The sequence below is a fragment of the Paenibacillus sp. JJ1722 genome (assembly GCF_048282685.1).
Classification (GTDB): Bacteria; Bacillota; Bacilli; order Paenibacillales; family Paenibacillaceae; genus Paenibacillus; species Paenibacillus polymyxa_B.
This window is the reverse complement of the sequence record NZ_CP182500.1, coordinates 3,022,181-3,037,916: the sequence shown is the minus strand read 5'-3', so window position 1 is coordinate 3,037,916 and position 15,736 is coordinate 3,022,181. Positions and strand designations below refer to the sequence as shown.

5 protein-coding genes and 1 pseudogene are annotated in these 15,736 nt (G+C 40.3%); all 6 read left to right on the top strand.

All coding sequences use genetic code 11. From position 1 onward, the window contains the following. Positions 1–24: 24 nt before the first annotated feature. The 6 genes and pseudogenes from ACM1ND_RS13360 to xerS all read left to right on the top strand — a co-directional run bounded on the left by ACM1ND_RS13360 (position 25) and on the right by xerS (position 15,643). The gene (locus ACM1ND_RS13360) at positions 25–10,134 is read left to right on the top strand and encodes an amino acid adenylation domain-containing protein (protein ID WP_418027964.1); all 10,110 of its coding nucleotides are present in this window, start codon (positions 25–27) and stop codon (positions 10,132–10,134) included. Between the two features lie 23 nt (positions 10,135–10,157). Further along, positions 10,158–10,880 carry a thioesterase II family protein gene (locus ACM1ND_RS13355; protein ID WP_023988771.1) on the top strand — a complete coding sequence of 241 codons (723 nt, stop codon included), beginning with the start codon at positions 10,158–10,160 and terminating at the stop codon, positions 10,878–10,880. A gap of 219 nt (positions 10,881–11,099) precedes the next feature. Next, complete coding sequence (locus tag ACM1ND_RS13350) at positions 11,100–11,330, top strand: hypothetical protein (RefSeq protein WP_029515035.1); 231 nt, start codon at positions 11,100–11,102, stop codon at positions 11,328–11,330. Between the two features lie 288 nt (positions 11,331–11,618). Continuing rightward, positions 11,619–12,826, top strand: a pseudogene (locus ACM1ND_RS13345) (IS5 family transposase); the annotation flags it as partial. A gap of 599 nt (positions 12,827–13,425) precedes the next feature. After that, positions 13,426–14,376, top strand: coding sequence for a phosphotransferase enzyme family protein (locus tag ACM1ND_RS13340; protein WP_418027962.1), 951 nt, complete (start codon positions 13,426–13,428; stop codon positions 14,374–14,376). A gap of 196 nt (positions 14,377–14,572) precedes the next feature. After that, complete coding sequence (xerS, locus tag ACM1ND_RS13335; RefSeq protein WP_418027960.1) at positions 14,573–15,643, top strand: tyrosine recombinase XerS; 1,071 nt, start codon at positions 14,573–14,575, stop codon at positions 15,641–15,643. The last annotated feature ends 93 nt before the right edge of the window (positions 15,644–15,736 follow it).

Genomic DNA, 15,736 nt, shown 5'->3' with positions numbered 1-15,736 from the left:
GTTTGTATTTAAGGAGGAGTACTTATGAGTGATTTGAAGAAACAAAACATAAAAGATATGTACCGGCTCACTCCTATGCAGCAAGGGATATTGTACCACTATATGATGGATAAAAATTCAGACGCCTACTTTGAGCAGATATCACTTTCTATAAAAGGCATCCTGGACATTGATTGTGTTGAAAAGAGCGTTAATATCATTATTGAAAAGTATGACGCTTTGAGAACAATTTTTTTGTATGAAAATGTAGCCAAGCCCTTACAAGTAGTCATGAAGGAAAGAAAGCTGTCTGTCAGCTATGAGGATATTACCTCCCTTGCCGAAGAACTAAGGGATAGGTATATAGAAGAATACAGGGTTAAAGACAGAAAAAAGGGCTTTGACTTATCAAGGGATATTTTAACAAGATTAAGTGTAATTAAAACAGGCTACCAATCTTATAACATGGTATGGAGCTTTCATCACATCATTATTGATGGGTGGAGTCTCGCAAATATATTTAGAGAATTTATGGAAAACTATGAAGCCCTGATGAATAGCCGGGAGCCGGAGTCAGGAAAGGTATATCCTTACAGCCGCTATATCAAATGGTTGGAAGGCAGAAATCAGAACGAGGCCGCAGATTACTGGGAAACCTATCTTAAAGGTTACGAGCATCAGACAGTCCTTCCCCAAAACGGCAGGTCTGCAAGTGATGATTTCAGGATTGAAGAAACGGAGTTTAAAATATCTGAACAAATAACTAGCGATCTTGAGAAGTTTGCAGCCAAAAACAATACAACCATGAGTACCATTATAAAGACCATATGGGGGATATTATTACAGCGGTATAACAATACCGATGATGTGGTGTTTGGTGAGGTGGTATCGGGAAGGCCTCATGAAATACAGGGAATTGAGAGCATGGTGGGTTTATTTATAAATACCGTTGCAGTAAGGGTGAGTTGTGATGAGGATAAAACTTTTACCGAACTGATCAAAGAGATGCAGCAATCGGTGCTTGAATCTGACCGGTACAGTTTCTATCCTCTGGCGGATGTGCAGTCAAAAACATGCTTGAAAGATGCCTTGATACATCATGTCATGGCTTTTGAAAATTACCCTATGGATGAAGCGGTTAATGCTTCATCCAGTAATGGCATTTTAAATGTAGTTGGAATGGAAATATTCGAGCAGACGAATTATGATTTTGGGATACTCGTTGATGGCGGTAAGGAATTATCTATTAAATTCAGTTACAACTCACTGGTATATGATGGTAATTTCATAGAAAAAATCAAGGGACATTTTCAGTCGGTAATAGAAATTGTAACCGATAATCCCGATATGCATATTAGGAATATTGATATACTCACCGAAGTGGAAAAGAAAGAAATAGTACACTGCTTCAATAATACAACGGAGGAATACCACAGGGAAAAGACCATTCACCAACTATTTGAGGAACAAGCGGTGAAGACACCTGACAATGCGGCAGTGGTGTTTGAGGGTAAGCAGCTAACCTATAGGGAACTCAATGAGAAGTCAAATCAGCTTGCAAGAGTGTTGAGGGATAAGGGAGTTAAACCAGACAGCATAGTGGGTATTATGGTAGAACGCTCACTGGAGATGGTCATAGGTATATTTGGCATACTTAAAGCCGGAGGGGCATATATGCCTATAGATCCTGACTACCCTAAGGCAAGAATCGAATATTTACTCGAGGACAGCGAGATAGGGGTGCTGATTTCCCAAAAGCAATTCCTGGAGAAAGTGGAGTTTTACGGGAAGTATATAGACATAGAAGATGAAAGCCTTTATGCCGGAAACCCTATGAACCTGGAAGTGGTATGTTCACCGCAAAATTTGGCATATATCATTTATACATCTGGGTCTACAGGAAAACCTAAAGGGGTTATGGTAGAACATAAAGGGGTAGCAAATCTGGAGGCGTTTTTCAAGACCCGCTTAAATGTAAGTGAAAGCGATAGGATTATTCAATTTGCATCAATTTCATTCGACGCTGCAGTTTGGGAAATATTTATGGGACTATTGGCAGGAGCAACACTATATATATCTTCAAGCGATATTATCAATGACTATCGAAGATTTGAAGAATACCTAAATGAAAATGAGATAACTATTGCTACTTTACCACCTCCGTATCTGGCAAATCTGGACCCGGAAAAAGTAACTTCCTTAAAGAAGGTAATTGCAGCAGGTTCGGCTTCCACTCCCGAACTTTTAAAGAAATGGAGCAACAGGATTTCATATATAAATGCTTATGGACCTACTGAGACAACCGTATGTGCAACGGTATGGAAAGCAGATGATTGTGAGACGGCCGATAAGTCGGTACCTATTGGTAAACCTATTACCAATACCCGGGTGTTTATAGTTGATGAAAACAATAATCTTAAGCCCATAGGTGTTGAGGGTGAACTCTGTGTTTCCGGGGCAGGATTGGCGAGAGGATACTTGAAAAAACCGGAACTTACCAGGGAAAAGTTTGTACCGAACCCATTTATGCCTGGAGAACTGATGTATAAAACAGGAGATCTTGCAAAGTGGCTTCCTGACGGGAATATTGCATTTGCCGGCAGAAAAGACCACCAGGTTAAAATAAGAGGGTATAGAATCGAGCTTGAGGAAATAGAAGCAGCCCTTTTGAAGCATGCTGATATAAATGAGGCGGTGGTCATTGACCGGGAGGATTCAAGTGTAGGCAGGTATCTTTGCGCTTATATAGTGTCTGACCGAGAAGTGACAGTGACCGAAATAAGGGAGCTTATATCTAAAGAGCTGCCCGATTATATGATTCCATCCTATTTTATGAGGATAGCAAAAGTACCGTTAACCATAAATGGAAAATTGGACAGAAAGGCGCTGCCGCTGCCTGATGGAAGAATAAATACAGGAACAGAGTATGCAGCGCCTTCAGGTGAAGTGGAGGAAAGGCTTGCGCTGCTGTGGCAGGACATCCTTGGAATAGAGAAGGTAGGAAGAAATGATAACTTCTTTATGCTCGGAGGACACTCGTTAAAGGCAACAAGCCTTGTAGCAAGAATTCACAAAGAGTTCAATGTAGACATACCTCTTAAGGAAATATTCAAGACACCAACCATCTTAGAAATTGCCAGCTACATTGAAGACTCAAAGGAGAGCCTATATCAGTCCATTCAACGTGCTGGGGATATGGAATATTATCCCATGTCATCCGCCCAGAAAAGACTATATATATTAAACCAGCTTGAAGGAGCTGGAATCGCCTACAATATACCTGGCATAATATTGCTGGAAGGTACTGTTGATAAAGCACGTTTTGAGCAGGCTTTTCATAGTCTGATAGAAAGGCATGAGAGCTTTCGAACCTCCTTCCATATGATCGAGGAAGAGCTGTCTCAGAAAGTCCATGACAAGGCGGACCTAAGTATCATGTACCTGGAAACCAGTGAAGAGAAGGTTCCCGAAATAGTGGAGAAATTCATAAGGCCCTTTGACCTTGGAAAGGCTCCACTATTAAGAGTTGGACTTGTAAAGATTGGAGAAGCCAGACATATTATGGTGTTTGACATGCATCATATCATATCGGATGGAGTGTCCAACGACATACTGGTAAGAGAGTTTATAAGCTTATATGAAGGGAAAATACTTCCTCCACTGCGTATACAGTACAAGGACTACTCAGTTTGGCAGAGGGAATTGTTTGCAGGAGCTGCCATAAGTAAGCAGGAGGAATTCTGGCTCCAGACCTTTCAGGGAGAGATCCCTGTGCTGGATTTATCCACCGACTACCCAAGACCCGCAGTACAAAGCTTTGAAGGAGACTACATCAGCTTTGAAGCTGATAGCGAGCTTGCGGTTAGACTTAACAAGCTTGGATCAGACAATGGAGCTACATTATATATGACGCTTCTTGCTGCATACAATGTGCTGTTATCTAGATACACTGGACAGGAAGATATTATTGTGGGAAGTCCTATAGCTGGAAGGCCTCATGCTGACCTTCAAGACATCATAGGTATGTTTGTAAACACTCTGGCCATGAGAAACCACCCGCAAGGAGAAAAGACTTTTATTGAATTCTTGAAAGAAGTTAAAGAAAATGCTTTGAAAGCATACGACAATCAGGACTATCAGTTTGAAGAATTAGTGGATAAGCTGGACATAAGGAGGGATATGAGCAGGAATCCCCTCTTTGATACCATGTTTGCCATATACAATGTTGGAAAAGCAGAGCTCATAACGTCTGATCTAAGCTTCAAGCCGTACAACAAAGGGATAGAAGGCAGAATATCAAAATTTGACATCACCTTAAATGCATTTGAGACTGAGGATGGTATAGCCTTTGAACTCGAATACTGTACAAGACTGTTTAAGAAAGAAACAGTTGAAAGACTTGGGGCTCATTACATCAATTTGCTGGAAGAAATTGCAGCATACCCCGAAAAAAGGCTTTATGAAATCGAAATGTTATCACAGGAAGAAAAACAGCAAGTATTATACAGCTTTAACGATACTGCTCTCGAATATCCCCTGGATAAAACCATACACCAAATGTTTGAGGAGCAAGTGAAAAAGACTCCTGATCATATTGCAGTGGTTTTTGAAGGTAAACAATTAACCTACCGAGAACTGAATCAAAAGGCAAACCAATTGGCCAGGGCATTAAGAGAAAAGGGAGTAAAGCCTGATGATATTGTAGGCATAATGGTGGACCGCTCGCCTGAAATGGTTATAGGTATAATGTCAGTAATCAAGGCTGGGGGGGCGTACCTTCCTGTAGATCCTAATTATCCATTGGAAAGAAAAAGGTATATGATGGAGGACAGCAAGGCCAAAATTTTACTCACCCAAAATCATCTTATGGATCGTGATGATTTCGATGGTGAGATTATTGATTTATCTGATTATGATTATAATTTTATAAACGATGTGAATATAAAATGTATAAATAAGCCTGGTGATACAGCGTACATCATCTATACCTCTGGCTCAACGGGAAACCCTAAAGGTGTTTGCATTGATAATAAGAGTGTATTAAACCTGGTAGAGGGTCTGTTCCAGAGAATATATAGCAAATATGAATCACCGTTGAATGTTTGCCTCATTGCCCCTTATGTTTTTGATGCTTCGGTGCAGCAGATTTTCGCAGCACTGCTAATGGGGCATGCATTGTACATTGTACCGGAGGAAGCAAGGAAAGACGGTAAAAAGCTGCTGGACTTCTATAGTGAAAATAGGATTGATATTTCGGATGGAACGCCCATACACGTAAATATGATGTTAAATTCTCCTCCTATAGATAATAACCTAAAAGTGAGACATTTTATTATAGGCGGAGATGTTCTTCCATTTGATGCAGTAAAAGACTTCCTAAGCAGATTTGAGGATGTGCAACCTTGCATCACAAATGTTTATGGTCCTACCGAATGCTGTGTGGATTCTACGGAATATTTGATTACTGCGGCGGGGCTTAGTAGATTGGATAATATCCCCATAGGCCGTCCTTTGCCAAACACCAGAGCATGCATACTTGGTAAGAAATTAGAAGTAAATCCTATAGGTATCGCTGGGGAATTATATATATCTGGGGATGGTCTTGCCAAAGGCTATTTAAACAAGACGGGGCTTACTGCAGAAAGATTTGTATCTAACCCGTTTATAAAGGGAGAAAGAATGTATCGTACTGGGGACTTGGCAAGATGGCTGCCTGACGGGAATATAGAATTTTTAGGCAGGATGGACCACCAGGTAAAGATAAGGGGATTTAGAATAGAACTTGGAGAAATAGAGGCTCAGCTATTAAGACATGCTTCAATAAAAGAAGCTGTGGTTATTGTAAAGGAAGACCAACAGAAGAACAAGGATCTGTGTGCATATTTCGTTGGGGAAAATGAACTGACAATAACTGAACTAAGGGAATGCCTTTCAAAAGAATTGCCCGAGTATATGATCCCGGCATACTTCATGCAGCTGGATGAAATGCCTTTGACAGCCAATGGTAAGATAGACCGGAAGAACTTGCCCCACCCTGCTGCTCATTTAAATACTGGAGTAGAGTATGAAGCACCTTCAGGTGAAGTGGAAGAGAAGCTTGTACAATTGTGGCAGGATATCCTGGGGGTTGAGAAAATAGGGAGAAATGATAATTTCTTTGTGCTTGGGGGGCACTCATTAAAAGCAATAAACTTTGCAGCCAAAATTCACAAAGAGTTCAATGTAAATATATCTCTTAAGGAGATATTCAAGCTGCCGACAATTGCAGAAATTGCCAAGTACATCCAGGAAGCCCAAGAGAGTATTTATCAATCTATCCAGCCCACTGGAGAAATGGAATACTATCCTATGTCGTCTTCCCAAAGAAGGCTGTATATATTAAATCAGCTTGAAGGAGCAAGGGTGGCATACAATATGCCAGAGTTTATGTTGTTAGAAGGCAGTATTGATATAGAACGTTTTGAGAAAGCCTTAGATCAGCTGGTAAAAAGGCATGAGGCTTTCCGGACCTCCTTCCATATGGTAGATGGTGAACCGGTGCAGAAGGTCCATGATGAGGTGGAATTTAGTATCATGTACATGGAAACCGGCGAAGAAAAAGCCTCAGAAGCAGCAAATGAATTCATAAGGCCATTTGACCTTGGCAAGGCTCCTTTACTAAGAGCAGGGCTCGTAAAAATTAGAGAAGACAGGCATGTCATGATGCTTGATAAACACCATATCATATCTGACGGGGTGTCGGATGAAATACTGGTAAGAGAATTCATAAGCTTGTATGAAGGAATGAATCTTCCAGCACTTCAGATTCAGTACAAGGACTATTCCGTATGGCAGAATAAATTGTTTGCTGACGGCACAATCAGTAAACAAGAAGAATACTGGCTCCAGGCATTTAGGGGAGAAATACCAGTACTTGATATGCCGGTAGACTACCCAAGGCCGGCTATACAGAGTTTTGAAGGCGATATGGTCAGTTTTGAAACAGGCCGGGAACTTGCACATAAACTGAACAAGCTTGCCGTGGATCATGGAGCAACACTGTATATGGTGCTTCTAGCTTCATACAATGTGCTTCTTTTCAAATACACCGGACAGGAAGATGTCGTAATTGGAAGCCCTATAGCAGGAAGGCCACATACAGATTTGCAGGACATCATAGGCATGTTTGTCAATACCCTAGCTATGAGGAATTACCCTCAAGGTAAAAAGAATTTCAGCGAGTTTTTGATGGTAGTAAAAGAAAATGCTCTAAGGGCTTATGAAAACCAGGATTACCCATTTGAGGAACTTGTGGAGAAGCTTAGCATTAAGCGGGATTTGAGCAGAAATCCGCTGTTTGATACTATGTTTGTCTTGCAAAATAAAGAGGCATCAGAATTTAAGATGAATGGGCTAAGGTTCATGCCCTATGATAATGAGTTCAGGGCGTCCAAATTTGATTTGACCCTAAACGCCCAAGAGACCCAGAATAATATTGTATTTGGGTTAAAGTATGCTACTCGTCTGTTTAAGAAAGAGACAATAGAAAAACTTGGGGTCCATTTCATCAATGTACTGGAAGAGATCACAGCTTACCCCGAAAAGATGCTGTCCGAAATAAATATACTATCTCAGGATGAAAAACAGCAAATACTAAATAGTTTTAATGATACAAAGGCAGAATACCCTAGGGATAAGACTCTACATGAGCTGTTCCAAGACCAAGTGGAAAGGACACCTGATAATGTAGCTGTAGTGTTTGAGGACAAGCAATTAACCTACAGGCAGCTCAATGAAAAGGCAAATCAGCTTGCCAGAGCACTAAGAAGTAATGGTGTAAAGCAAAACAGCATAGTTGGAATAATGGTAGAAAGATCCGTAGATATGCAGGTTGGAATACTGGGAATTTTAAAAGCAGGAGGTGTCTATTTACCAATTTCAACCAAACTTCCTGAACTAAGAATAAAAAAATTACTGGAAGATAGTAATGCAACTATGCTGTTGACGCAATCACATTTAGCGGATAAAGCAGAGTTTTACGGTAATATATTACTGCTTGATTCCCCTGAAATATACATTGGAAGTGCTGAAAACCTTGATAAAATAAATAAACCAGAGGACTTAGCTTATATCATTTATACATCGGGATCTACTGGAGTTCCGAAGGGTTCAATGATAGAGCATCGAAGTGTAGTTAACTTGGTTTATGGACTAAGAAAGCTTGTCTATGAAAATTATGATAATTATTTAAATGTTGCCCTTGTGTCCCCTTACTTTTTTGACGCATCTGTAAAACAAATATTTGCGGCTTCTCTCCTTGGCCATACGCTGTTTATAGTTCCTGAGGATACAAGGCTAGATGGTGAGGGCCTTCTAAAGTACTATAACAGGAATTCAATTGCTGTTTCAGACGGAACACCAGCACATATAAATCTTTTAACAGATACTGCCAGGCCTGGCGAAAGTCTTTCAGTTATGCAGTTTATTATCGGAGGGGAAGAACTTTCATGTAAAGGTATACAAGGTTTCTATGATCGGTTTAAAGATAATAACCCTACTATAACAAACGTTTATGGTCCAACAGAATGCTGCGTAGATTCAACTTATTACCATTTAAGCCGTGAGAAGGTGAGAAATCTAACAAGTATACCTATAGGTATGCCATTGCAGAATTATAAGATATATATACTTAATGAAGACATGAATATCTTACCGGTTAATACAACTGGTGAAATATATATATCTGGAGATGGGCTGGCAAAAGGCTATTTGAACAAACTTGAATTGACTACGGAAAAATTTGTAGCTAATCCTTTCAGCTCTGGAGAAAGAATGTATCGTACCGGTGATCTTGGAAGGTGGCTTCCTGACGGAAACATCGAATTTATAGGCAGAGTAGACCATCAGGTAAAGATTAGGGGCTTTAGGATAGAGCTTGGGGAAATAGAAGTGCAGCTATTAAAGCATCCTTCAATAAAAGAAGCTGCGGTAATTGCAAAGACAGACCAGGAGGGCAACAAGTATTTGTGTGCTTATATAGCAGGGGAAAGTGAATCTACAATATCAGATTTAAGGGCGCTTCTCTTAAAAGAACTTCCCGATTACATGATACCACAATACTTTGTTCAGCTGGAAAAGCTGCCTTTGACAGCCAATGGCAAAATAGATCGGAATAATTTACCCCAAAATGACGGTACTTTAGCTACATCAGTAGAGTATGTAGAGCCTTGCGGTGAAGTTGAGGAGAAGCTTGCACTGCTGTGGCATGATGCCCTTGGAGTACAAAAAATTGGTGTGAATGATAACTTCTTTGAACTGGGAGGATACTCACTGAAGGCAATATCCCTTATAAGCAGAATTTATGAACAGTTAAATGTTGAGGTACCACTAAAAGACTTTTATATGGCCCCAACCATAAAGGAAATTGCCCGTTTTATACACAATACGTACGCCAATGATTATATTACACCAAGTCCGGCAATTCATTTTAATTCAGCAATGGAGAGTCTTATGTTTGCATTCCCTCCAGGAGGAGGAAATGGAATAGCTTATGGTAGTTTATCAAAACAAATGAATGCTTATTCCATATATTCCTTTGACTTTATAGAAAATGAGAGCAGGATGGAGGAGTATGTGAAGGCAATTACTTCTGTCAAACCCGAGGGCCCATATATTCTATTTGGTTACTCGGCAGGAGGTAATCTGGCATTTGAAGTTGCTAAAGTATTAATTGAAACTGGACATCATGTATCCGATATAATCTTTCTGGATTCGGCTAAATCATTTGTCCTTATTGAGGAAGAAAGCGAAGATGCTAAGAAACTTGCTGAGCAACAGGATAAAGAATTTATAGAAGAAAATGAGAAACTTATAAAAGGCATGTTTGGAGATAACCAGGCAGTTATTGAAAAGGCCATTGAAAGAATGAGAAATTATCATAAATACACTAGAAGTGTTATAAACTCGGGACAGATAAACTCCAATATCCATCTTATTATATCACAGCAGCAAGACAATGAAGGTGAAGCTGATTTATGTGAAGGATGGAGAGAGGCAACAACGGGAGAGTTCAAAGTATATAACGGATTTGGCAGTCATTTTGATATGTTAAGTACAGGATATATAGATAAAAATGCGGCTATTATTAAAGAAATATTGGAAGAGATCAACCAATAGTTCAGATATAAGGGGTAGATATAATGGATAAGATTAAATTGTTTTGTCTGCCGTATGCAGGAGGTTCTGCAGCAGTATATAAATATTGGGAACAATACTTGCATGATAGGATTGAGCTTTTCCCGATTGAGCTTGCGGGAAGAGGCAGCAGGATTGGTGAACCGTTTTACGGAAGTGTTGAGGAAGCGCTTGAAGATATACACCGTATTATCATAAGCAACCTTGAAGAACAACCTTATGCGTTGTTTGGCCACAGTATGGGCAGTGTACTTGTATATGAACTTGCCTATAGAATAAAGGAGCTCGGACATCCATATCCTGTCCATATGTTTATTTCCGGCAGATATCCTCCGGGTTTTGTAAGTAAGAAGAAGGTACTCTATGATTTGCCGGATAAGGAGTTTGTGGATGAGGTATTTAAGCTGGGAGGCACGCCCAAAGAGGTTCTGAAAAGCAATGAATTAATGGAGTTGTTTTTACCGATACTCAGAGAGGATTTTAGAATTACTGACACATACAGGCACATTGAAAAAAACGCTAAGCTTGACTGCGATATAAGTGTATTGTGGGGAAAAAGAGAAAAGGGAGCCACTATTTTTGACGTTGCAAAATGGCATGATTATACGTCCAAAAGTTGTAAAATTCATATGTTTGACGGGGATCATTTTTTTATACACGATTACAAAAAGGATGTAGCAGCAATAATAAATAGTAGTCTCATCGACTTTGCAGACAATGGTATGTGAAGACTGAAGTTTATTTAAAATTTAATATGAAATCAAGAGGCTAAGTTTTTAGGTTGACTTTAATGACCTGTAGACTTAGCCTCTTTCCAGTCTAATCAAAAATTTCAAGAAAGTAGAACCTACGTCCTATTGGAATTATTTTCATGTTTCTGTATTACGACGAAAGCAGCGCTCCATTCCTATACGCTATCCCAACGGTACATGCTTAAAGACACATCGGTGAAAATCCTGGAAATTGCGCCGCCAGGGGTTCAAACGTATTTCAATAACGATCCGAGCTCTATGCTACTAGCATCATTCATTGATGAAACGATGAAGGTACTTGGTACGGATGCGGACGAGGTTCTAGTGGAAGAAGCGAAAGTATTTCGAAACAACCCGGGCCCGAACGAAGGTATTTTTGTGAACCAGTTAAACAATATGATGTTTGAGCCGCCAAAGGGTCATTAATCCGTTTAATACTTAGCGTATATTTTCGTTAATTATCTCAACTCGCTTTTAGAAAATCCTTGATTATCAAGGGCGTGTACATCGAAGACATGTAAACAACGTATTCGCCTTGACAATGAGCCTCGCGGCATCTTAGTCTAAACACGTGCGCCGATGCCCATAGGACACGGTTTACCTAGGGCTTGCTGAACGAATCAAAACTCCAACAGGCACAAGGGTTTAGGGCCTCTTATGTCGAAGGAAAACGGGGCAGCCCCGTGAAAAACCGTGCACTTGGAGGCGTCAGGATTGTATCAGCGAACCGAGAACCAGATGAACCTGCCCGTCGACTTTTTTCTGCCGTTCGGCGGAAAGCTCGCAGAAGATAACCGCTGGGTGCTGCTGGCCCAGATGATTCCGTGGTGGATGCTCGAAGAGAAGTATGCGAAAAACTTCAAGAAAAGCCTCAAGGGCCAAAAAGCCGTTTCGATCCGTATCGCGCTCGGCGCACTCATCATCCAGGAGCGGCTTGGCACCGATGATCGGGAGACACTTCGTCAGATTCTGGAGAACCCGTATCTGCAGTACTTCCTCGGTCTGCCGGAATATCGGTACCGCCGTCCGTTTCATCATTCTCTCATGACGCATTTCCGCAAGCGATTGGGTGGCGAAATTCTGGATGAAGTGAATGAATGGATCGCTCTGGAAGAAGCGCGCAAGTGTCGGATGATTCATCGGACGACGATGAACCTGGCAGCGGAACTGACGCAGCGTCCGGTAAGCCTTCAGAAACGCAGCCACAGCAGATGGAACTGACGAACGAGGGCGAACTGCTGCTGGACGCTACCTGCGCGCCGGCGGATATCGCCTACCCGACGGATTTGTCGTTACTGAATCAGGCCAGAGAAAAGCTGGAGAAGATCATCGACATCCTGCACGAACCGGAACGTGGAAAGACCCGCAAGCCCAGAACATACCGAGAGCGTGCCCGCAAAGCCTATCTGGCGGTTGCCAAGCAGCGGCGCGTGAAGCCGCGCGCGATACGAAAAGCGATCGGCAAGCAGCTCAGGTTCGTTTCCCGTGATCTGCGCATGATCGCCGAACTCGCCGATATGACGAGCGGCCTGCCGCGGCGTTTGTACAAGGAACTGCTGGTCATTCAAGAGCTTTATCGTCAGCAGCAAACGATGTATGACAAGCGGACACACAGCATATCGGATCGGATTGTCAGTATCGCACAGCCACATGTCAGACCGATCGTGCGCGGCAAAGCCAGGGCAAACGTCGAGTTCGGAGAGAAGCTGGCGATTAGCGTGGTGAACGGCTACGCTTTCCGCGAGCATCTGTCGTGGGATAGCTACAACGAAGGGCAGACATTGCAGGACGCCGTAGAGCGTTACCGCGCCAGATTTGGTTATTATCCCAAAGCGGTGCTGGCCGACCAGATCTATCGAACCCGCGACAACTTGCGCTTCTGCAAAGAGGGAATTCGCTTAAGCGGACCGCAGTTGGGTCGTATTAATAATGGTTTCGCATTTTCAATAACCTTAGATATAGTCGAGCTATTTCATAACTACACTCACCTAAAATCACTTTGCGATGATTCGCTGCTCTCATCAGTTGGAGTAACTACAGACAATCTCTTTGTATTAGCAAAGTTAACATCAATTAAAGACTTTATGAGATTATTAATAAATTTACGCCGACCAATCGGAATTATTGGTTCGATTTCAACTTTACGGGAATACGGGTTTCTCAGTTATGAATCTGTTAATTCAATGGACATTACGATATATCCGATTAAAAGTGAAACAAGCAATTTTTGGAACACAATTCCAGAAAATCCAATTAACCAGTGTGCAAATCATTTAAGATTATATATTGATGGTGATGGTTATATTTATCCTTGCTATGGACTAGTGGGGCTGAGAGAGTTTTCTTTGGGTAACATTAAAGATGGTTTTGAGAATTCAACTTTTGTAACAGATAATTACGATTTAGATTTATTAGAGTTAAAGAGAAATGGACCGAAGCTACATGAAAGTACAAATCAGCTACAACGAGTATCAACACTTCCTTGGATTTGTGAACGTCATAGAATGGAGTTGTTAATGGATTGAAGTATCATTCAAATACTCAAACATTGTTATTTCACCTTGATTCTATATTTCCACACATGAAAATTCAAGAATTACTCCCACTATCATTAAATAGAAGTTATGTATATAAAGCCATCACAGCGCGTGAAGATTTTCTTTTGAAGATTCTTCCTATCAACTCTTTGGATAGATTACAACGTGAATATCTTGCTATACAAACACTATTTCGCGAAGGAGCTCCCTTACCACGTCCCCTCAAAGAAGAGAATAATATAATACAAATTAATGAAGTGGCATTTATGGCAAGGGCTTATGAGTTTGTTGAAGGTCATGCACTACAAATTAATAAATCCAATTTCTTCTCACTAGGCACTTCAATTGGTCATATACACAATATTTGGGATAAGATGAAGAAGCCGAGTTGGCTCCGAGATATTACAATTAATGAGTTACTATATAACTCATTGGACGCAATAAGAAATTCTTACAATGATTGTGAAAGTCTCTTATTGACTGAACGACTAACAAGCACAATAGCTGTAATATTAGAAAAGTATAACGATGAATCTTTATTTGGATGCTCACATGGGGATGCACACCACTTAAATGCAATACAAACAACTCTTGGACAAACTGTGATAATCGATTTTGAAGATGTTGGTTGGCAGTGGAGAATATATGATCTAGCGACTGCAATCTGGGGCACTTTTGGGAGAGGGGGGACCCCTGAAATTTGGAAAGAGCTTATTTCAGGGTACTCCTCTATACGCTTTTTAAACCAGGAGGAGGAAGGCCTAATACGTTTCTTAATTTTTGCCCGTCATTTATGGTGGCTAGGCTTACATGCTAAGAACTGGAATATGTGGGCGCGACAATATTCAAAAAAACATTTTTTCGAGTCAGGGATTAATTTGTTAATAGCCATAAGCAAAGATGTTTGTGGACTTAAGGTGCTGGGTGGTCTCTAACAGTACATTCTCTTAGGTATTCGTTTGCAACGCGACATCATAAGGAAAATAATAATGTACCTAAACCAAGGAAGAGACCAGTTTAATTACTTGGAAGTATTTCGACCTACTGTGACCTCATTTGATAATTACGTAAAATATAATTTTGACGAATATTTATAACTGAAGTATAATAATTTACGGAGGTTATACATATATGGATAAACAAATGAAAATGCATTACATGAATCGAATCGATGAAAAATTGTCTGATCTTCCGTGGTTTATTACGGAATTTATTGATAGTAGAAAACGAAAACTTTCTCCCACAACGCTTCTGAACTATTGCCATGACTATATTATTTTTTTTGATTGGTTAGTTGCAGAAAATTTTACTGAAGATAGCCGTAAAAACATTAAATTAGCTACTTTGGAGAAACTAACGATTCGTGAAGTGGAAAATTTCCTGTCTTTTTTGGAGTATCAACTAGGCAATGCCAAGCTAACCATCAACCGTAAATTGTCCTCACTAAAATCCTTATTTGATTACTTACAGAACAAAGCTGAAACAAATGACTTAAAACCATATATCCAGCGCAATGTTATGGCCAAAATGGATTTAAACGTGATTAAAGAAAGCCAAGAAACCATTGCCAATCGTATGGATGGGAAAATTCTTAGAGAAGACGATTTTGAGTCATTTAGGCAGTTTATAGCTCATGATTTCGGAGAAATCAATAAAGAGAATAAACGTATTTTCAATTTCCATCAATTTAACCGTGAACGAGATACAGCTATTGTTTCCCTCATTTTAGGTTCTGGTCTTAGGCTCTCTGAGGTAGCAGGTATTAACATTGAAGATTTAGATATGAACAAAGCTTTGGTGCGTGTTATACGAAAAGGCAATAAAGAACAATACGTGTATTTCAGCAAGCAAGCGTTACTAGATTTAGAAAATTATCTGCAGATTAGAGAATCCAGATATATCCCAGAAAAAAACGAAAGCTTTTTGTTTATTGCAGCTTCCATAGGTCGTAAAGGAAAAAGCCGACGTTTAACGCAGCGATCTATTGAAAAACTAATCGAAAAGTATGCTTCAGCTTTTGGAAAACCAGCATTAACCGTGCATTCTCTAAGACATTCATTTGCAACGCGCTATCATTTAGAGAACAATGATGTGCCTAGATTGAAAAACCAATTAGGACATTCCTCAATACAAAAAACCATGATCTATACACATTTAACAGATGAGGAAATGAGGAAGGCAGTCAATAATATGGATAAGTAATGTAGAGCGCGTCAAGTAAGTGACACTAAATTGCCTACCTGACTGGGAGAATGACACAAAGTTACCTACTTAGCTTGATAAATAAAAAAAATT

What these genes read in the sequence shown, in the direction of transcription:
- ACM1ND_RS13360 (WP_418027964.1), top strand. Translation starts at nt 25, where the DNA reads ATGAGTGATTTGAAGAAACAAAACATAAAAGATATGTACCGGCTCACT.
- ACM1ND_RS13355 (WP_023988771.1), top strand. Translation starts at nt 10,158, where the DNA reads ATGGATAAGATTAAATTGTTTTGTCTGCCGTATGCAGGAGGTTCTGCA.
- xerS (WP_418027960.1), top strand. Translation starts at nt 14,573, where the DNA reads ATGGATAAACAAATGAAAATGCATTACATGAATCGAATCGATGAAAAA.